The following is a 20,668-nucleotide window of genomic DNA, read 5'->3' as shown; positions in this document are numbered from 1 at the left end:
TGGTGTAACAGTCAGGCCTTGAGGCGGTCCTTCACGCTCACCGCGGCGGGCAGGCGCAGCTTCTCCAGGATCTCCAGCGCGGCCCGCCAGGCGGGATACGCCTCCTGGGTGCGGTCCACCGCGGCCAGCGCGTCCCCGAGGGCGATCAGCGCGTGCGCCTCGTCCGCCCGGTTCCCCACCTCCCGGTACGCGTCGACGGCCCGGCGCAGGTAGTCCATGGCCAGCCCGGCGTTGCCCGACTTCAGCCACAGGTCGCCCAGCCCCAGCAGGCAGCCGCCGAGCCCGTTGCGGTCGCCCAGACGCAGGTAGGAGCCCATCGCCTTCTCGTAGTTGTCGACCGCGGAGCGCATCTTGCCCAGCGACGCCTGGCACGCGGCCACGCCCTCGATCGCGCTGGCCACCCCCTTGCGGTGCCCGGCCTCGGCGTACAGCTTGCGGGCCTTGTCGAACTCGGCGGCCGCGTCCTCGTGCGAGCCCAGCGAGGACAGCACCACACCCATGTTGTTGTGCACGTACGCCTGTTCGGTGGCCAGCCCGAGCTCGGCGAAGATCTGCTGGGAGCGGCGCAGGTGGTCGCGGGCCTGGCCGTGGTCGCCGAGGAAGTGGCAGGCGCCGGCCAGGCAGCGCAGCAGGTGCGCCTGACCGGCCTGGTCGGCCTTGCTCTCGGCGGCCCGCAGCGCCGTGGTCATCGTGTCCAGCCACTCCCGGACCAGGCCGGTGCGCTGGTAGAACGGCAGCAACGTGGTGGCCAGCTGCCACCCGGCCGGGCCGGCGTCCAGGTCGGCCGACCATTCGACGAGGCGGTGCAGCACCTCGTGCTCGGCCTGGAACCAGGCCAGCGCGCCGCGGTAACCGGCGATCTCCTCGACGTGGAGACCGTCGGGCACCTCACCCACCGGGATCGGGTCGAGCAGCGGACGCAACAACAGATGAGCCGCGTACGCCGTGTGCCGGTACTGCTGCAGCAGCCGGATCCGGGCCGCGCGGCGTTCCGTCGCGCTGTCCACCGACTCGCACAGATCCCGGGCGTACGCCTGCAGCAGCACGTGCGAGGTGAGCCGGCCGGACGGCGTCGCGGTCAGCAGGTGCGAGCGGGTCAGCTCGACCAGCAGCGGGCGGACCTGCTGCGGGCTCAGACCGGCCAGCGCGGCCGCCGCGGCCGCCGACACGTCCAGCACCGGATGCAGCGAGAGCAGGCGGAACAGGCGGGCCGCGCCCGGTTCCAGGGTCCGGTAGCCGTGCGTGAACGCGTCCCGCAGCATGGCGGCGCCCTCGGTGCCGAACGCGTCCAGGTCGCTGCCCCGCCGCCGCAGGTCCGCCGCGACGTCGCTCAGCAGCGGCGCCGGGTAGACGGCCACGTCGGCGGCCACCGCGGTCAGCGCCAGCGGCAGCCGCCCGCAGGACGCCACGATCGAGTCCAGCGCGGCCCGGTCCGGCACCACGTCCGGCTCGCCGGTCGTCGCGCTGAGGCGGCGCGTCAGCAGCGTCCGGGCCTCGCGGGCGTCCGGGAGGTCCACCGTGAACAGTTCGGCGCCGTGCGAGGCGCTCAGGGCGGTCAGCCGCAGCCGGCTGGTGATCAGCACCAGGCAGCCCGAGTCGCCGGGCAGCAGCGTGCGGATCTGCTCGGCGCTCTCCGCGTTGTCCAGCAGCACCAGGATCTTGCGGCCGGCGATGTAGCTGCGCAGCAACGCGGCCTTCGCGCCGAGGCCGGGCGGCACCGCGGAACCGGTGACGCCCAGAGTGGACAGCAGCGAGTCGAGCGCGTCGTCCGGGCTCATCGGCGGGCCCTGCGGATCCTGTCCGCGCAGGTCGAGGTAGATCTGACCGTCCGGGAAGCGGTTCGCGGCCTCGTGCGCCCAGTGCACCGCGAAGGTCGACTTCCCGGCGCCGGGCATGCCGTCGATCGCGATGACCGGCATCACGCCGTCCTGCTCGGCGCCCTTGAGCAGGCCGTCCAGCCGGTCCAGCTCGGCGCGGCGGCCGGTGAACAACGGCAGGTCGCGGGGGAGCTGGGCGGGGATCACCTGGGCGGTGCGGGCCGGGCCGCTGACCGCGACCTTCTGCCGCGGGTGCAGCACCTCGTCGTAGGCGGCGCGCAGCTCCGGACCCGGGTCGACGCCCAGGTCCCGGGCGAGGTCGTCGCGGACCGACTGGAACAGCGCGAACGCGTCCGCCTGCCGGCCGTCGGCGGCCAGCAGCAGCATCAGCCGGGCCTGCAGCGCCTCGTCCAGCGGGTTCATCTCGGCCGCGCGGCGCACCGCGGGCAGCAGCGTGCCGATCTGGTCGAAGGCGACCGCGGCGCGGGCGGCGTCACGGGCGACCGACGCGTACTCCTCGTCGATCGACACGAACGCCGAGTAGCGGCGGATCTCGTTCGACCCGTCGTCGGCGCAGCGGCCGTGCGACTGGCCCAGCGCCTCGGCGTACCGGGCGATCGCCACGTCCCGGAAGCCGAACTGCTCGGCCTGGCGGGCCTCGTCGGCGAGCCGCCGGAACTCCATCAGGTCGATCGAACGAAGCGGCGCGACCAGCCGGTAGGCCGAGTCGCGCCGCAGCAGCCAGCGTCCCCCCGACCGGGCGGGCAGATCGGGCTCCAGGGTGCGGCGCAGCGCGCTGATGAACCGGTGCACGCTGTTCACGGCGCTGGCCGGGGCGGAGTGGCCCCAGAGCATCTCGATGAACTGGTGCACCGGCACGTCCCGGCCGACACGGGTCAGCAGCAGCCCCAGTATCTGGCGCTGCTGACGTGGGCCGAGATTCAGTTCCCGGTCGCCGCTCCAGGCGCGCACCGGACCGAGAACAGCGAATCGGATGGCTGGCGCGCTGGGATCCGTCACTTCTTCGTTCACAACGAGGACAAAGGTAGCGCGACGGCCACGGCGGTGCTGCGTGCCTCTCGGCGCGTGACGGTCAGTCGGCGACCAGGTACTCCGCGCCGGGGCGGGTGAGACGCACGTCCTGGGCCCGCTTGCGGTGGATCGCGTAGTAGCCGGGGCCGATGCCGTTGGCGCCGTGCTCGTCGGTGTGGATCAGCAGCGCGCTGTTGTCCGGCGCGACCTCCAGGTAGCCCAGGCGCACGCCGTGCCGGTCGAACACCCAGCGCACCGACGGCGAGTCGAGCCCGCGGTGCAGCCAGTGCGTGTTGCCGGTGGCCTCGCCGTAGATCACCTGGATGCCGGCGTCCGGGACGGTCTCCCACGCCAGGCCCCGCGGCGGCGCGTCCACCGGAACGATCATGAGGTCACCCTGGGCCTGCGGACCGTCCAGGATCGGCACGACGGCATCGGCGACCAGGTGATCCGGCACACTCACCCCGGAGCGGGCGAGTGCGGTGGCGTACGTGTGCATGCTCTTCTCCTCGGGTCGGGTCTCCAACCGGTCAGGTGCGGCGGGCGAGGTGGCGATAGGTGTCGGCCGGGATGTCGTACTGCCAGGCGGCGGCCTCGACCGGGTCGCCGAGGAACGCGGGCACCGGCTCGGCGTAGCGCATCGGGGCGCCGTCGCGGTCCGGGCTGCCGTTGATCATGACGAGGATCCGGCTGTCCCCGATCCGGCCCTCCGGATCCTCGTAGAGGGCCAGCTCGTGCGGCGGGTTGCCCGGGTCCGGGCAGCGCGCGACCAGCTCGAGCCCGGCCCGCGTCAGGTATTCGAACCAGCCCATCCGCTCGATCGCGGCGCGTTGCACCTCGCTGTTGTGCTCGGCGTGGATCCGCTCGACCGGCCACCCCTCGGTGATCAGGTCGAGCGGCACCTCGACGCCGTGCCAGAACGCGGCGCTCTCGCCGTCGATCCAGCTCAGCGCCGGCCCGTCGTCGCGGTGCAGGCGCAGGCCGCCGTCCGGCAGCGTCTCCAGGTGCATCTCGGCAGGCGGCTCGCTGACCATCACGAACCGCGGATGCGCCCACCACTCGACCGGCCAGGTGCCGATCCAGGCCTGGAAGCGGTGCCGCCACTCGTCGACCGCGTCCAGCCCGCCGTGCCGCAGCCACCACTCGCAGTGCGGGGTGTCGCTGCTCTTCTGGTAACCGCTGAAGCCGCGGACCGGGGCGACCGTCTCGGCCGGCGGCGCCTGCCCGGTGGCCGAACGCACCGCGCCGGTCACCGACCGTGTCAGTCCCGGGCCGGCCGCCGGCGGCAGCGGACGGTACATGGCGGTCCGCAACCGGTCCAGCGGGCTCAGCCCGGCGGCCGTCTCGGCGTGGCTGCGCGCGTCGAGACGCCCCATGACGGCGTTGTGCACCGGACCCGCGCAGGCCGCGAAGATCCGCACGGCGGTGTCGGCGATCGCCGCCTCGTGCCGCCGGGAGCGGCGCCGCCAGCGCGAGCTCTGCGGCGCCCAGTGCAGCGCGGCCAGCGGCGCCGCGGCGGCTCCCACCTGCGGTGACGGCACCCAGACGACGGTGTCGGGCCAGGGCAGTCCGGCCGCCGCGTAACAGGTGCGGATGGCCGCCTCCACCCCGGCGCGAGCACTCTCGGTGAGCGGGCCGGTGGCGTGGCAGCGACGCACCCAATCGGCCACGAACGGTGCGAACGTGGCTCGCTGGGCTGCGGTCAGCGCGTCGATGCCCCTCAGTATGGACCCGAAGGGCCACCGATCGGCACTAGTGAATCAGTGCCGATCTGGCCGGTCTCCTTGATCACGATGCGTGCTGGATCACACTCCTGAATAAACAAGCCTGGTGGTACGTCGTACCGGGTTATGACTTTGAGCGTTGAATTCGGAGCGGTACAGCCGGTCGAGGTGTACTTCGACCAGCTCGACGCGCTCCGGACCCTGCACCACGCGCAGTACGTCCTGCTGGTGGACCGCGCGGTGGCCTCCTACTGGGAGGAGAAGGGCTACCACCACGACGCCGAGCTGACCCAGCCGGACACGTTTTTCCTGGTCCGGGAGATCTCGATCACCTACGACCAGCCGATCCTGGACTACGGCCCGGTGCTGGTGCACCACTGGATCGACCGGATCGGGACCACCAGCTACGTGCAGGGCTTCCGGGTCGTCGCCGCGGACGGCGGCACGGAGTACGCGCACGGCACCCGCGTACTGATCAAGGTGGACCCGAAGACCATGCGTCCGTCGCCGATCACCGGGCCCGCGCTCGAGGATCTCCGAGGGCTGCTGCGAGCGGTGCCCGCCGAAGTCGGATAAAAGCTTCATTTCCGGTACGCGTCGAGGATCGTCTGGTCGATCGAACTGCCAGCGTCCCCGCTCGCGTGCACCTTCAAGGACACCGAGGGCCCGTCCGGGAGGGTCGCCGCGAAACCGCCCGCGGAGGCACTCACGTGGACCGGGTGCCAGGTCACGCCGCCGTCGAGCGACGCCTGAACGCTGAACGCGGTGACACGCTGCCGTTGTGTGCCGGCAGCCTGTCGCACGGTGAACGTCGCCGGACCCCCCACCGGTTTGTTCGCCGCGTCCAGGGCCAGCGCGTAGTCGACCGCGAGCAGTGGCAGCGGCGCCCGGTCGAGGCCCTCGGGCCCGGCCGAGCGGAAGCCCCAGGCGGTGCTCACCCTCGTGGAGAACGGCAGGAGCAGGCTGGTGTCCACGTCCAGGGTGAGCCGGTAGTCCGCGCGGCCGGGCGGCACCGCGAAGTCCTCGCGGCTGCCGTCGACGCGCCGCACCAGCGTGCCGTCGCGGTAGAGCGCCATCGTCCGGGTGATGCCGATCGAGCCGCCCGCCAGGCAGTCCTGACGGCCGTGCTGATCGGTCAGCAGCACCATGTCCACGTGCAGGTTGCCGCGGGTACGCGAGGGCGGCTCGTTGCACGTCGTCGGATCCACCGCGCCGTCGGCGAAGTCGGAGTGCAGCGGCTGCCGGGCCCAGATCTGCGTCTGGCGGCTCCCCGGGGCGTACGTGCGGCGCGCCTGCCGGGCCCGCAGCCCGCCGTAGATGCCGTCGTCCTGGTAGGTCACGCCGGGGGACAGGTAGTCGACGCGGTGCGTGGCGGGCTGGTCCGAGTAGATCTGCAACAGCCCGATGTCGTACGGCCCGTAGGCGTACCGGTCGTGCTGGGTGACCATGGTGTCCAGGTCGAGGTAGTGGAACTGCTCGTCGACGCGGGCCAGCTTTGCCTGCTCGCCGCGCGAGACGTGATACGCCGGGTCGTCGCCGGCCGGCAGCTCCCGCACCAGGTCGTACGCCACCCCGGGCCCGGCCAGGCTGAACGAGGTGAAGGTCCGCAGCTTCCCGGTGCCCGGGCGGCGCATCGGCGTGGCGACCAGCGGCGCGCCGTTGGCGGTGACGCTCTCGTAGAACGCCGGGCCCGACTTCGGGGTGTGCAGGAAGGTGACGGCGGTGGCGCGCTGCGTGGTCGCGACGCCGGACACGTCGGCGGTGACCGGGCGGCCCTTGGCGGGGGCGGCGTCGAAGGTGAGGTCGTCGCGCACCCGGACGTCCGGGTCGCCGATGCTGGCCCCGGCCTGGGCGCCGGTCTCCGGGTCGTAGCTGAAGTACGAGGCCATCACCGAGTACGTGCCGTCCGGGACACGCAGCGTGACGTCCTCGCCCGCCTGCACGAAGTCGCCGCCGGCGTACATGGTGAGATCGTCCATGTTGGCCACCGAGACGTTGACCAGGGTGTCGCCGGGCATCGTGGCGGCCGTCTTGATCGTCAAGTTGTGGCTGGCCGGTTCGGTGTAGTAGAGGATCGGCGTGGTCGAGATGTACGTTCCGTCGTCGGTTCGCGCCGTGACCGTGGCGGCCTGGAAGCCGGGCTTCCCGCGTACGACAGCAATCTCGGCCTTTTGTCCTGATTTAACGTGATTTGTGGATAACTTTGCCGCGCCTTCGACGCTGAGCTTCAGTTTTTCCGCGGGGTGGGCGTCGGAGGACCAGCTCAGGGTGGCCCGGGTGCCGGTCGTGCCGAGTGCGATCACGCCTTGGTCGGCCACCGTCGCCCCGGCCGCGCGGGCCACGTCGAGACGTCCGGCTCCCACCGCGTACGCGTCCTGACCCTGCAGTGGATCGGCGGATCCGACGAGAGCGGCCTTGAGGCGCGCGGCCGTCCAATCAGGATGGCGCTGCACCAGCACCGCGGCGGCGCCGGCCACGTGCGGCGTCGCCATCGAGGTGCCGCTGGACTCGACGTAGCGCGCGTCGATGATCGGGCCGAGCGCGGTCCCGGCCGCGCGGGCCGCCACGATGTCCACCCCCGGCGCGACGATCTCCGGCTTCGGGGCGGCGGTGCCGACCAGCGGCCCGTGGCTGGAGAAGCCGGCGAGCTGATCGTGCGCGTCGACCGCGCCGACGGTCAGCGCGTCCGCCGCCGAGCCCGGTTCGGACACCGAGCGCACCCCGCCGGCGTTCCCGGCGGCGATCACGAACAGCGCGCCGGTCTGCTCGGTCAGCGCGTTCACGGCCTGCGACAGCGGTCCGGTGCCGTCGTCCGCGAAGTTCCCGCCGAGGCTCATGTTGATCACGTCGGCGCGCGTCGAGGCCCACTCCATCCCGGCGATGATCTGCGAGTCGGATCCGGAGCCGGAGTCGTCGAGCACCTTGCCGATCAGCAGCCGCGCGCCCGGCGCCACGCCCTGACGTGCCCCGTGCGAGGCCGCGCCGGTTCCGGCGATGGTGGCCGCGACGTGCGTGCCGTGCCCGAAGTGGTCGACGGCGTCGCCGTTGACGGTGGTGAAGTCGGCCTTGCCGGCCACCTGCCCCGCTAGGTCCGGGTGGCTGAAGTCGGCGCCGCTGTCCAGCACGGCCACCTTGGCGCCGCGGCCGGTCAGGCCCTTCGACCACGCCTGCGGCGCGTCGATCTGGCTCAGGTTGGCGTCGAGGTCGCCGGCGGTGGTCGCGGTGGCGTGGACCTTGCGGTCGAGCCAGATCTTCCCCGGGCCGTACGTTGTTGCCTGTGCTTTTTGTGCTTTTTGGTCGTTTTGTTGCGGCTTCGCTAATCGGCCCGCGGTGGCGCCGATGCTGGGTAAGTCCCTGGTCGTGGTGATCCCCGACGGGAGGGCCATGGCCCGCACGTTCGCCGGCCGCTGCACGATGACCGGCAGGTCGGCGGTGTGTGCGTCGTCATAGCCCTCCGTCACCAGGGTGGTCACGTCGAACAGTGCCGGGTCGAGTACCGAGCCGATCTGGCCCGCCATCCGCGCCGGCACCACCCGTACGTGCCCGTCCGGTCCGCAGCTCTGCGAGATCACGCTGCCCGGCCGCGCGGGCCGGATCGTGACCGTGGCACAGCCGGTGCCGTTCGGGTGCACCGTCACCCGGTCTCCGGAGAGCAGGGTGACGGTGCGGTCGATCGACGGCCCCGGGGGTCCTTGCGTGACCGACGTCCCCTGCGTCGTCGGTGGTGCCGCGGCTGCCGGGATTCCGGCCCACCCGGCCGAGCTTCCGGCCAGGCCAGCAGCGACCAGTCCAAGGACCAGCGAGCGAACGACCATGTGCGCCTCCATGTTGCGAGTTGCGCAAGATCGTAAACATCGTGGGTCTTCGATCAATGTGGCGTCCGTCACGACGCCACATTCATTCACGTTCTTCAGTTGTCGTGTGTTTCGGTCAGGCGGTCAGTACCAGAGCGTCACGAAGAGTACGCAGTGCGTAGTGGGCACGGGACTTCACTGTCCCCACCGGAACGCCCAGCCGGGTCGCGGTCTCACGTGCGGACCGGCCCCGGAAGTACAACTCGGACAGGATGGTGCGGTGTGCGTCGCTCAGGCTCCCCACAGCCCGGCGCAACGAGTCGGCCGCCACCACCGTGTCGGTGGTGTCATCGGCGGTCGGCATACGGGTGAGATCCAGCAGGTTGGTCTCGGCCGGACGCACCTGGCGCATGCGCACCGCATCGATGGTCACCCGGCGAGCCACGGTGAACAGCCAGCGACGGCTGCCCTCGTGGTCCTCCGGGACCCGGTCGAGATACCTCCAAGCTCGGATCATGGTCTCCTGGAGCAGGTCCTCGGCGGCGTGCCGCTCCCCGTTGGTCAGTCCCAGCAGGAAGTTCAGCAGCGGTCCCGAGTGCTCTGCGTGCAGTTCTGCCATTCGTGCTGCCGCGTCGGCTGCCGTCATCGACGGTCCCCCCTCGGCTCGCAATTCGGTAGTCACGGTGGCGGTTTGGCCTTTCCGGAAAGGCTCCGTTCCTGATTGGTTCGAAGCCTGCGGTTGTGTGCAGGCTCGCTCGTGACGCCGTCCCCCCTCGGCAGGCCCCCCGAACGTGCCGCGCTGAGCGTAAGAACCCGTCAATTGATTCCCAATGGATTCCGAATGGTGTCCCGTCGGTAACCAGGGCCCCCAGGCCCCGTCCCGGGTCCTGTCGCCGCAGGTCAGGGGCCATTTGGACGCAACTTGAACGGCTTCGGTGACAAGTAGCCGACTTTTTGTCAATTCGCTGTTTTTTATGGCCGCCGTCACGGTTTGAAGACCGGCCGGAAAGGAAATACGGTGAGCGCCGTCGCACGGGTTGTGACGTGGCGCTCTCACTCCGTGGCACGTCCCCGTCTTCCAAGATCTCGATGTCGCCCATCGAGAGCCCGTCTCGGCGAGTATCGATACCCGTACGCAGTGTTGCGCCGCGTAGATCTTGTGTTCTCGCTGCCCGCGGCCGCAGAGACGGGTATCCGACACTGCGCCGTCAGCGGCCCTCCGATGAACCATGATCGTTCAAATACAGCGTACGCTGGGGGAGCCGAAAGGTGACTTGCGCTCGTTGCGGGGTGCGTCCACGGCTCCCGATTGGCGAGCGAATCGTCCTCGCGGCCGGCCGCCGGGTCATCGCCCGGGTGCTTTCCGTCACGGCAGTTGTGCCGCAAAGCACATCGGGCCCGGTTTTCCGCCCGATAAGCGATCCGAAAACGCTTCCCACGCTTATTCGGAGTGTTCTCCGCACCGCGTTGGCGTTCGCCGCCAAATACTCCTCTACCGAAATCGCCGCGCATTTACCCGCGCAATACCGGCTAGCCCCCACTAGTGAAATACCGGCTAGCCCCCATTGACGCGAACCGCGTTTCCGGCAGAGCGACTTGATCGCAATCCTGGGCGGCCCCCAAACCACCGATGCCGAGGCGCCGGCGCGCCCCAGTTTCGGCCCGGCGCGTGTCGGCTGCGTTTCGGGGGCGCATCCGGTTGCGTAAAGCTGCGGGGATGGTGAGGCGGTTGCGTGGGTGAGGCCGCTCGCAGGTCAGGCCGCGGTCAGCGTCGGCTGTCACCCAGCGTGTTTAAGTCGTCACCACATGGGGGCCTCGGGTCGTCAGGCGCCGGTCTCGGCCGCGTGCGCCTCGCCCCGCCCCGCGTCGCGTCGTGCCTCGCCCCGACTCGCGTTCGCGTTGGGTCGTGCTCGCGTTGGGTCGTGCCCGGGTCGGGTCGTGCCCGGGTCGGGTCGTGCTCGCGTCGTGTCGCGCCCGGGTCGGGTCTGGTCGCGCCCGCGTCAGGTCGTGCCCGCGTCGCGTCGAGTCGTGCCTCGCGTCGTGCCCGCCGCGATGCCGAAGCGCCTGTGCCACGACGCTCGCGGTCGATCCGCCGCCGCCGAACAGAGGCGGGAAGAACAGGACGCCGCCGCTGGGACCCTGCCCCTCGGCGGCCTTCTGTGCCACCTTCCGTGATCGACGACGAGGCATCGCACCGAGCGGCCCGGTCCGGTGGCCGCTGCCGGTGACGCAGGGATGCGCCGAGCGGACGTCAGGCGTGTCCGAGGGCGTCGCGGACCCGCATAAGCGCGAAGCCGAGCAGGTTGAGCCCGCGCCACCGCCTCGGGTCACCGGCGGCCGGGTCGTCGCGGCCGAGTCCGATGCCCCAGATCCGGTCAACGGGGCTGGCCTCGACGAGCACCCGCCGCCGGGTGCCAGGAAGGAATACCCGCAGGTCCTCGTGCCGGCCGAACTTCGCCATGTTGCCGGCGACCACGATGCCGAAGCGGTGCTCGTCCCACGTCTGCTGGTCGAAGCCCGCCACGCGCCCACCCAGCACCTTCGCCGCGCGAGGATGCGGCGCGGCAAGAATACGGCCGGCCATCACCCGGTCACCGAACAGCGTCGCCTTACGCCACATCATGTAGTGCTCGGCGGACGCGAACTCCACGCCGCCGACCGTGAACGGCGCGACCCACCACTGGCTCAGGCACCCGGCACCGGCGCGACCATCGGGCTCGGGCCGATCGCCCCAGAAGAAGACGAACTTGAGCCGCGAGCCACTGTCCACGGCAGTCACCAGATCCGTCCGGGTCATCATGATCAGGAGTGTGCCCCACCCAGCGAGCACCAGGGTCACCGATTTGGACGTGTCGCCCCACTGTCCGAAATCCCCGCACCCCGCACCCCGCACCCCGCACCCCGCACCCCGCACGCCCGCACCTTCACCTTTGCCGCGCCCGCGCCGACACCCCCCCGCGCGCCGACACCCCCGCGCGCCGGCACCCCCGCGCGCCCGTGAAGCCGACCAAGTCTTGCTTGCCTTGCCGGCAACCGGCTCCGTCGACGGTGTCCGGGCTGGGAACGTCCATGATGTGGGAGGAGCGTCCGTTGTGCGGGACCGGCGACCACATCGTGGCGGTGAGTCCGCGATGTGGGATTGACGTCTACTATGGACGGTATTTCCTCCCGCCTTGCGGCTTTTGTTCGAGCGGTTTTTCCCGCCGCGGGTGAACCTTGGAGAGTTGTGGCTCGTATGTGGGCGCAACTCTCCAAGGTCGACGCAAAATCCAGGATGTGGAACTGTTCAGCTGTTTCTCGCGCCGCTCACCCTCCGATGAGTTGGCCTTATGTGGCGGACCTGCGAGGGGCGTCGCTGTGGGGAGCTGGGATCTTCCGGTCGTGGTGGGTGCCCACACCTGATGGCGGTGGCCGCGGTGTGGGGAACTACGGCGTCCCTGGCGTCGCGACTGCCCACACCCGAGTGGCGGTGGCCACTGCGGGGAGCTGGGGCCTGCCCGGGCCTAGACGAGTAAGTCGTAAGCCGAGTCAGCGGCCGTAGGCGAGTCAGCGGCCGTAGGCGAGTCAGCGGCCGTAGGCGATCAGCGATCTGATCTCCATCCATCCGCCAGCCCTCGCCACCACTCTCGCATATCCGACATTTCCGAGATTTGCCGAATCGACTGGGTCGCCGGACAGGCGGGCTCGGCGCGTGGCCGCGCGGCGCTTCCATTCCGTGAGACGGGCGACCACCTGCTGAGACCTGCGCCCGCATCATGGACCCACCGTCCGCGATGTGGGACCAACGTCCATTGTAGAGCTTGTCTTTGTCACGTAACGAGGCTTTCGCCCGACAGCTTTCTCCGGCCGAATGTGAACCTTGGAGAGTTATGGCTCGTATGTGGGCACAACTCTCCAAGGTTCACAAAAATCCATGATGTGACCGCGGTGTCCACATAGCGGGACCGCCCGGCCGAGAACGAATCGCCACAACGCCTCAGCTCTGCACCACCACCCCACCGGAGCTACACCGCGACCAGGTCACTCACCGCCTCCCACCACGGTTAGGACTTAGTCGTCTGGTGCCGTGGCCTTGCACGGGGACTCCCGGCCGACGGAACCAGCTGAACAGTTACAGGATGTGGACGCGATCGCCACATTGCGGGATCGGGGAGGAGGGTGCGGCCGCCGGTGAGGCGCCGACGTCCGTAGAGCCGCGCCGCGACATCGTGCAGCAAGGGGAGCGCCAGGCGCCAACACCCGCGAGCTGTAGCCGACCATCGTTGAAGCGTCAACGAAGGGGCGGACGCCGGCTCCGATGTGGGCGCGCCGGCACGGGACGACCGGGATGCTCTCGAACGCAGGCGCGGTGACTCCGCCGCCGGTCTGGCGTCCGCGGACCCGGAGCCTGGCTCGGCGTGTGCCGGGTCGGTGGTTGGGTTCGGAGCCTGGCTCGGCGTGTGCCAGGGTGATGGCTGTGGATCCGGAGCCTGGTACGGCGTGTTGCCGGGTCGGTGGTTGGGTTCGGAGCCTGGCTCGGCGCGTGCCAGGGTGGCGGCTGTGGATCTGGAGCCTGGTACGGCGTGTGCCAGGTTGGTGGTTGGATCCGGAGCCTGGCACGACGCCTGCCCGGCCGGCGGCCGCGGATCGGGACCCGGCACCGCGTCTGCCGGGCCGCCGGCGGGCGTGGATCCGGAAGCCGGCTCCGGGAGGGGCTAGACCCAGCCTCGGCGGACTGCCTCCATGCCTAGCTGGAAGCGGGTCTGGGCGCCCACCGCGCGCATCATTTCGTGCATGTGTCGTTGGACGGTGCGGATGCTCCAGCCGACCGTGCGGGCGATCACCTCGTCGGTCGCGCCCGTTGCCAGCAGGCCGAGCAGCTGGCGGTCGGGGGCGTCCAGCGGGTCGCGCGCGTCCGTGCGCTTCACCGGCATCGCGCGCTCCCACGTGGCCTCGAACAGGCCCGCGGCCAGGTCCAGCAGCGACGAGGAGTGGATCACGTACGCCAGGCCGCGCTCGAAGTCGGCGGGGGAGGACACGATCGCCGCGGTGTTGTCGCAGAGCACCAGCTTGACCGGGAGGCCGGCGGCGACGCGGGCCCGTTCGCCGCGCCGGATGCCGTCCCAGATGTTCGACAGGCGGCCGGGCAGCGACACCGACTCCTGGTCGTAGATCACCCGGTAGCCGACCGTGCCCTCCTCGAGGTTGCGGCGCTCCTCCAGGTTGGGGCCCTCGTCCCCGTGCGCGCCGGGGGCCACGAAGTACGGCGGTTTGTCGAACGCCCGCACCTCGTACCGGGCGCCTCGCTGGATGCGTACGAAAGCCTGATAGATCTTGGTGGGACCCTCGACCACCTCGACGTGATCGCCCGGCTGCAGCGACGACAGGCCGGCCTGGAACGACTCCTCGAGGGTGTTCAGGTACTGCTGGAGCTTGCCCAGTTCATATTCGCGTTTCGCGATCAGCACCGAACCGGCCAGCGACGGCGCGATCGCCGTGTACCGCGCGGGCCGGCCAGGGGTCTTGCGCACCAGGCCCCGGCCGATCAAGCCGGTCAATGCCTTGGTGATGCGCGCCGGCGCCAGATCGAGCCGTCGGTGCAGGCCATCCACGGTGGACATGCCGTGCGGGATCAGGGCCTCGTAGATCTGCGCCTCGCTCGCCGGTATGCCGACGGTCTCCCACATCGCAGCCCCCTCGTGGCATGTTTACGACAGCTGTCGTGAAGTCGCATCGACCAAGATCTTGTCCTAAGTGACGCGAATATGACAGCGTCCCGAACATGATCCATCGGTCTATCGACATGCGCCGTCCGGGGGAGCTAATACTCCGCCTGCTGGCCATCGTCGCCCTCGTCACCGGTGCCGCCCTGTCCGCGGGGATTCCCGCGCAGGCCGCCCCGCCGCCCGCCACCATCCGGGCGGCGTGCAACACGCTGTCCGAGGCCAAGCTCGCCGACAAGATGCCGCACGCCCGCTGTTACGCGGTGGGCTGGCCGGACCCGTCCCGGAAAGCCCGCACCGCCGCGGACGGACCGCCGGAGGGTTCTCTCACGCCGGCCGATATCCAATCCGCCTACCAGCTTCCCGACGCCGGTGCCGGGATGACCGTGGCGATCGTCGACGCGTTCGGCTACGGCGCCGCCGAGGCCGACCTGGCCGTGTTCCGCGCGCACTACGGCCTGCCGCCGTGCACCTCGGACAACGGCTGCTTCACCAAGATCGACCAGCGCGGCGGCACCGACTACCCGGCCGACGACGCGGGCTGGTCCACCGAGACCGCCATCGACCTGGACGCGGTGTCCGCGGCCTGTCCGAAGTGCGACCTGCTGCTGGTCGAGGGTGACTCGGACGACGTGTCCGACCTCGCCCAGGCGGCCGGGACCGCCGCGCAGCGCCACCCGGCCGCGATCTCCAACTCGTACGGTGTGGACGGTGAGTTCCCCGGCGAGGACACCCTCGACGCGTACTACGACCAGCCGGGCATCGCGGTGACGGTGTCCAGCGGCGACAGCAGCGTGCAGAACTGGCCGTCGTCGAGCCCGTCGGTCGTCAGCATCGGCGGCACCGTCCTGACCAAGGACAACTCGCCGCGCGGCTGGTCCGAGACGGCCTGGGACTCGGCCGGGTCCGGCTGCTCGTTCTACGAGCCGAAGCCCGACTTCCAGAAGTCGGTCAGCACCGGCTGTGACACCCGGGCCACCGCCGACATCTCCGCGGTCGCCGGTACCGGCCTGGGCATCTACAACACGCTCAACGACAACGGCTGGGCGTCCTGGGGCGGCACCTCGCTGGCGTCTCCGCTGGTCGCGGCCATGTACGCGCTGGCCGGCACGCCCACGCCGGGGACGTACCCGAACACCTACCCGTACCAGAACCGGGACAAGCTGCTCGACATCACCACCGGCGCCAACGGTGACTGCGGTGGCCCGCTCTGCCAGGCCGGTCCGGGCTGGGACGGTCCCACCGGATTGGGGACGCCCGCCGGGGTGTCCGCGCTGACGCTCGGCGACTCGGGCGCGGTGTCCGGCAAGGTCACCGACACGTCCACCGGTGCCGGCATCGGTGCGGCCGGCGTCGTCGCCACCCGGTCGAACGGTGACAGCTTCACCGCGACCACGGCCGCCGACGGGAGTTACAGCCTGCACGCCCCGGCCGACACGTACGACCTGACGGTGAGCAAGTTCGGTTACGGGCAGCAGAAGGCGACCGGGGTCGCCATCACCAAGAACGCCACCGTCACGAAGAACTTCACGCTCACCGCCCAGCCCACCAAGACGATCTCCGGTCACGTGACCGACGGATCCGGGCACGGCTACCCGATGCGCGCGAAGATCACCGTGGACGGGTATCCGGGCGGCGCGGTCTACTCCGACCCGTTCACCGGCCTCTACTCGGTGAGTCTCCCGGCCGGTTCCACCTACCAGATGCACGTGACATCTGCCGATATTTCCGGGTATGCGGAGCAGGACGCGAGCGTCGCGCTGAGCACGGACGTACGCAAGGATGTCGCCCTCAAGGTGGACACCGTCGCATGTGACGCGCCCGGGTACGCGTACAAGGAAGAAGGCACGACGCAGGCGTTCACCGGCTGGACGGGCAACACCCCGAAGGACGGCTGGACGATCACCGACGCCAAGGGCAACGGCCAGACATGGCGCTTCGACAACCCGGGTGGCTGGGACGCGCCGCCGGGCGGGGACGCCGACTTCGCCGTGGTCGACTCCGACGCGTACGGGCAAGGCGGCAAGCAGGACACCTCGCTGGTGTCCCCGGTGATCGACATGACCGGCCGGGACAACCCGGAGATCGGCTTCGACACCAGCTACATCGGATTCCCGGACCAGACCGGCTTCGTCGACCTGAGCCTCGACGGCGGCTCGACCTGGAACACCGTGCTCACCCTGGACAGCGGCGTCCTCGACCACGTCGACGTGCCGATCCCGCAGGCCGCGGACCACGATCAGGTGCGCGTACGCTTCCGGTTCCTCGGTGACTGGAGCCGGCGCTGGGAGATCGACGACGTGGTGCTCGGCGCCCGCTACTGCGCCCCGGTCCCCGGTGGCCTGGTGGCCGGCGTGGTAACCGACGCGAACACCGGCGAGCCGATCGACGGCGCGGCGGTGACCAGCGACGCCGCCCCGGCCGAGCGAGGCGTGACCGGCGCCGACGGCTACTACTGGCTGTTCAGCTCCACGCTGGGCGCGACGCCGTTCACCGTCACCGCCAACCGGTACGCCACCGCCCACCCGAAGGTCACGGTCCGTGCGGACGGCGTCCGGGAGACCGGTGTCGCGCTCGAGGCGGGTCGTCTCACGGTCGGGCAGTCCGCGGTGTCGACCAGCATGACGCTGGGCGCCGCCAAGACGCAGAAGCTCACCTTCGGCAACGACGGCAAGGTGCCGCTCAGTGTCCACCTCGGTGAGGCGGACGCGGGCGTGACCCCGGCCGCCGCGAAGGGTGCGGCACCGCAGATCGTCCGGACCACGACCAGCATCGCGTCGGCCCCGAGCACGCCGGTTTCCCCGTCGGCGTTGCGGCAGTCCGCGCCGGCCGCCGCGCCGTGGACCGACCTGGCCGACTACCCGCTGCCCGTGATGGACGACGCGGTCGCCGCGCACGACGGCACGGTCTACGTCGCAGGCGGTAACGACGGCGTCAACAAGCTGGCCATCGCCGGTGTCTACGACCCGGACGCCGACGGCTGGCGGCGGCTGCCGGACATGCCCGAGGTGCTGAGCGCGGCGTCGGCCGGGTTCATCGGTGACACGCTGTACGTGACCGGTGGCTGGAACGAGTCGGGCTCGACGAATACGCACACGTACGCCTTGAAGCCGGACGCGACCGCCTGGACGAAGGTGGCGGATCTGCCGTCGGGTGTCGCGGCGGCGGGTAGCGCCGTGGTGGCCGGCAAGCTGTACGTGGCCGGCGGCTGCACCACGGGCAGTTGCCTGCCGGTGTCGGCGAAGGCGTACAGCTACGACCCGAACACCGACGACTGGTCGGCCGAGCCGAACCTGCCGTCGGCGGAGGGTTACCTCGCCTGCGGCAACATCGGCGCGACGGTGCTCTGCGCCGGTGGCACCGACGGCACGTCCAGCAGCAAGACGTACGCCTACCTGCCCGGTTCCGGCGGCTGGACGGCAAAGGCCGACCTGCCGATGGACGCGTGGGGTGCCGCGGCGGCGTCCGCCAACGGCCGGTTCGAGGTGCTCGGCGGCGCGATCAACGGCGGCGCGGCGGTCACCAACCAGGGATACGAGTTCGACCTGACCACCAACACCTGGTCGGCGCTGCCCAACTCGAACAACGCCACCTATCGCGGCGGCGCGGCCTGCGGCATCGTCAAGGTCGGCGGATCGAGCGGCGGGTTCAACCCGACGCAGTTCGCCGAGAGCCTGCCCGGGTACTCCGACTGCGGCGGCGACGTGCCGTGGCTGTCGGCGGACAAGACGGACTTCGCCGTGAACCCCGGCAAGACCGTCTCGGTGATCGTGACCACGGACTCGTCCGCGGTCTCCCAGCCCGGCACCTACCAGGGCCTGCTGACGATCAACTCGGACTCGCCGTACCCGGCCGCGAAGCCGGTGCAGGTCTCGATGACGGCCACACCCCCGGCCGCCTGGGGCAAGATCACCGGCGCCGTGACGGCCGCCAACGGGACGCCGATCGCGGGCGCGACGGTCGCGGTGTGCACGATGTACGACACCAAGACCGGAGCGTGCGGGCCGACCACCTTCACGCTGAAGACCGACGCGGCCGGCGGCTACCAGCTGTGGCTGAACAAGGGCTACACGCCGTTGCAGGTGATCGTCGCGAAGGACGGCTACACGCCGATCATGAAGATCGTGAAGGTGCAGAAGGGAGCGACGGTCACGACGAACTTCAGCCTGACCGCCAACAGCTCCTTCACCGCGGCGAAGGTCAGCCGCTATCTGAGCGACACGATGCACGACCGCTGATCCGGTAGGAACGGGCGGGTGGGCGTTGCGCTCACCCGCCCGCTCAGCCTTGCGCGTGCGCGGCCAGCACCATCGACAGAGCCTCGGTCACCCGGTACGCCTGGGCCAGGTTCAGTGACTCGTCCAGCCCGTGCATGTTCGAGTCCGGGCCGACCGCGCCGGTCACCAGGAACTGTGCCGCCGGGTACCGATCGGCCAGCTGGCCGATGGGCGGGATGCCGCCGCCCTGCCCGACCGAGACGCACGGCTTGCCGAAGACGCGCTCGCCGATCCCGTCGAGGGCGGCGGTCAGCCACGGCGCCGACGGGGGAGCGGCCCAGCCGTCGATCAGCAGGAAGTCGCCGACCTCCACCACCGCGTCGTACGGGACGTCGGTCGTCAAGATCCGGACCAGCGCGTCCCTCGCCACCGTGGCGCGCACCCCCGGAGGCGTACGGAAGCTCAGGCGCAAGGTGGTCTCGGAGCGCAACACCGCACCCGCCACCGCCGGTTCCGGCATGCCGGCCGCGCCGATCACCGAGAGGGTCGGCCGCCAGGTGCTGTTGAGCAGCAGCTCCGCATCGTCCTCGGTGACCGCATGCGTCCGTCCGGCGAACGGGAACGACGCGGCGGCCCCGGGACGTGCGGCCGCGGCCGCCGCCGCCTCGTCGCGGCGCGCGTCCGGGATCGCCACGTTCATCTCGGGGACGGTGACCATGCCGGTGACCGGATCCTCGACCCGGTCCAGCAGCTGCCGCATGATCCGGAAGGAACTCGGCACGATGCCGCTCGCCACGCCCGAGTGCTGCGGCTGGTCGAGGACGCGTACCGTCACGTTCGCCTGCACCGCGCCGCGTAGCGAGGTGGTCAGCCACAACCGTTCGTAGTCCTGGTTCGCCGAGTCGAGACCGATCACCAGCGTGACGTCGCCGAGCCGGTCCGCGAGCTCGCTCAGGTACGCGTCGAGGTCCGGGCTGCCGGACTCCTCACCGGTCTCCAGCAACAGCACGGTACGGGCGTGCGAAGGGCTCTCGGCCAGGGCCAGGACGGTGGCGTAGGGCGCGTATCCGTCGTCGCCCGCGCCTCGCCCGTAGAGCCGGCCGTCGCGGACCACCGCCCGCCACGGGGCGAGACCGGGCGACCAGTTGCCGAGCGGCGGCTGCTTGTCGAGATGTCCGTAGACGACGACGGTGCCGCGGTCCGCGCCGTCGCCGGGCCGGCCGTCCGCCTCGCCTTCGCCGTAGCGGGCGGCGGCCTCCGCGAACACCAGCGGGGTACGGCCGGGAAGCCGGATGACCTCGGCCGTCAGTCCGTCCTGCGCCGCGATCCAGTCCCGCACGTGCTCGGCGGCCCGCAGCAGGTGGCCGTGCTCCTGCCAGCCGGCGTCGAACGCGGGGGACACTGCCGGGATCTCGATCAGCCCGGACAGGCTGGGCAGGACGTCGGACTCCCAGCGCTTCTCGATGTCGCTCACCGCTCGTTCCTCCAGAGGTAGTTGCGCCGCACGTAGATCACCTTGAGCCCGGCGCGCAGCATGTTGTTGTACGACGGGTTCGATTCCCCGTCGGCCGGCTGCCCGGTCTCCGCCACCACCCAGCGGCAGCCGAGCTCGCGGGCCTTGGCGATGCGTGCGGCGATCAGCGCCGACTGCGCGCCACGACCCCGGCTCACCGCCGCCGTGCCGTCCGAGTTCAGCGACGCGATGCCGCCGTGGACGAACAAATTCGCGCCGCCGACGATGGTGTCGCCGTCCCACGCCGCGTACGGGAAGAATTGGGGATGACCGCAAGCGGCGGCGAAGAGACCCTGATTGCCCTCCGGCGGGAAGCCGAAGCTCTCCCGCACCACGGTGGCCCACGGCTCGGCGTCGTCCTTGGTGACCGGGGCGATCCGCAGGCCGGTGGTGCCGGGCGGGGCGAGGTCGCCGATCGGGGCCGCGAACTTGGCGACCCGTCCGCGCGCGGTCAGGCCACGCGTGCGGGCGATCCACTCCCAGTCGTCCGGGAGCACCTCGGGCGCGATCTGCAGCACCGCGCGCGGGTTGTCCTCGGCGCGGTAGACGTCGAGGACCTGGTCGATCAGGTCGGCGGTGACCGGTTCCTCGAAGCCGAGCCCCAGTGCCTTGCTCCAGTAGCGGCTGGGGTCGGTGCGCGCGGACAGCACGACGCCACCGCTCAGCCGCCGCGTCGCGATGCCGAGGACTTCCTGGTCGTGGGCCGGCATGGCGGCCTCGTACTGGTACATGAACTCGGCCTCGACGGCCTCGGCCTCCGCGGCTGACAGGCTCTCCATAACTCCGGCCAACGCCCGGGGGACCCGCGAATTCATTTCCGGTGCTGTGCCCTTGGTCACCTGAACCAAGGTGATCTTGGCGCCGTTCTG

The 20,668-nt window shown here is 70.8% G+C and carries 11 protein-coding genes; 2 read left to right on the top strand and 9 right to left on the bottom strand.

Translation table 11 applies throughout. From position 1 onward, the window contains the following. Nucleotides 1-11: 11 nt before the first annotated feature. The 3 genes from HH310_RS23010 to HH310_RS23000 all read right to left on the bottom strand — a co-directional run bounded on the left by HH310_RS23010 (nt 12) and on the right by HH310_RS23000 (nt 4,519). The gene (locus HH310_RS23010) at nt 12-2,789 is read right to left on the bottom strand and encodes a BTAD domain-containing putative transcriptional regulator (RefSeq protein WP_169177688.1); all 2,778 of its coding nucleotides are present in this window, start codon (nt 2,787-2,789) and stop codon (nt 12-14) included. A gap of 121 nt (nt 2,790-2,910) precedes the next feature. Beyond that, nucleotides 2,911-3,348 carry a hypothetical protein gene (locus HH310_RS23005; protein WP_169177687.1) on the bottom strand — a complete coding sequence of 146 codons (438 nt, stop codon included), beginning with the start codon at nt 3,346-3,348 and terminating at the stop codon, nt 2,911-2,913. Between the two features lie 31 nt (nt 3,349-3,379). Next, nucleotides 3,380-4,519: a DUF6745 domain-containing protein gene (locus tag HH310_RS23000; protein WP_169177686.1), complete on the bottom strand. Its 1,140-nt coding sequence runs from the start codon at nt 4,517-4,519 to the stop codon at nt 3,380-3,382. A 186-nt stretch (nt 4,520-4,705) separates the two neighbouring features. Here HH310_RS23000 and HH310_RS22995 point away from each other — a divergent pair, with 186 nt between their 5' ends. After that, a complete protein-coding gene (locus HH310_RS22995) occupies nt 4,706-5,149 on the top strand; it encodes a thioesterase family protein (protein ID WP_169177685.1) in 444 nt (147 codons plus the stop codon). Between the two features lie 5 nt (nt 5,150-5,154). Here the strand turns inward: HH310_RS22995 and HH310_RS22990 are convergent, their stop codons facing one another. From HH310_RS22990 to HH310_RS22975, 4 genes are all read right to left on the bottom strand, one after another. Further along, nucleotides 5,155-8,388, bottom strand: coding sequence for a S8 family serine peptidase (locus tag HH310_RS22990; RefSeq protein ID WP_169177684.1), 3,234 nt, complete (start codon nt 8,386-8,388; stop codon nt 5,155-5,157). A gap of 115 nt (nt 8,389-8,503) precedes the next feature. Continuing rightward, on the bottom strand, nt 8,504-8,986 hold the full coding sequence (locus HH310_RS22985) for a sigma-70 family RNA polymerase sigma factor (RefSeq protein ID WP_211192494.1): 483 nt from the start codon (nt 8,984-8,986) through the stop codon (nt 8,504-8,506). A gap of 1,632 nt (nt 8,987-10,618) precedes the next feature. Beyond that, complete coding sequence (locus tag HH310_RS22980; RefSeq protein WP_169177682.1) at nt 10,619-11,167, bottom strand: NADAR family protein; 549 nt, start codon at nt 11,165-11,167, stop codon at nt 10,619-10,621. Nucleotides 11,168-13,061: 1,894 nt separating this feature from the next. Further along, nucleotides 13,062-14,033: a helix-turn-helix domain-containing protein gene (locus tag HH310_RS22975; RefSeq protein WP_169177681.1), complete on the bottom strand. Its 972-nt coding sequence runs from the start codon at nt 14,031-14,033 to the stop codon at nt 13,062-13,064. Nucleotides 14,034-14,128: 95 nt separating this feature from the next. On the opposite strand from HH310_RS22975, the gene HH310_RS22970 reads away from it, so the two are divergent. After that, nucleotides 14,129-18,307 (top strand): carboxypeptidase regulatory-like domain-containing protein, encoded by a 4,179-nt coding sequence (locus HH310_RS22970; protein WP_169177680.1) that lies wholly within the window; start codon nt 14,129-14,131, stop codon nt 18,305-18,307. 43 nt (nt 18,308-18,350) lie between these two features. On the opposite strand, the gene HH310_RS22965 is transcribed toward HH310_RS22970, so the two are convergent. Further along, nucleotides 18,351-19,760, bottom strand: coding sequence for a M20/M25/M40 family metallo-hydrolase (locus HH310_RS22965; protein WP_312034271.1), 1,410 nt, complete (start codon nt 19,758-19,760; stop codon nt 18,351-18,353). After that, on the bottom strand, nt 19,757-20,578 hold the full coding sequence (locus HH310_RS22960) for a GNAT family N-acetyltransferase (protein WP_169177679.1): 822 nt from the start codon (nt 20,576-20,578) through the stop codon (nt 19,757-19,759). The genes HH310_RS22965 and HH310_RS22960 overlap by 4 nt, the downstream gene beginning before the upstream one ends. Nucleotides 20,579-20,668 lie beyond the last annotated feature (90 nt).

The organism is Actinoplanes sp. TBRC 11911, from assembly GCF_012933445.1.
Classification (GTDB): domain Bacteria; phylum Actinomycetota; class Actinomycetes; order Mycobacteriales; family Micromonosporaceae; genus Actinoplanes.
Note: the sequence above shows the minus strand (reverse complement) of the source record. Positions and strands in the feature narration are given on the sequence as shown.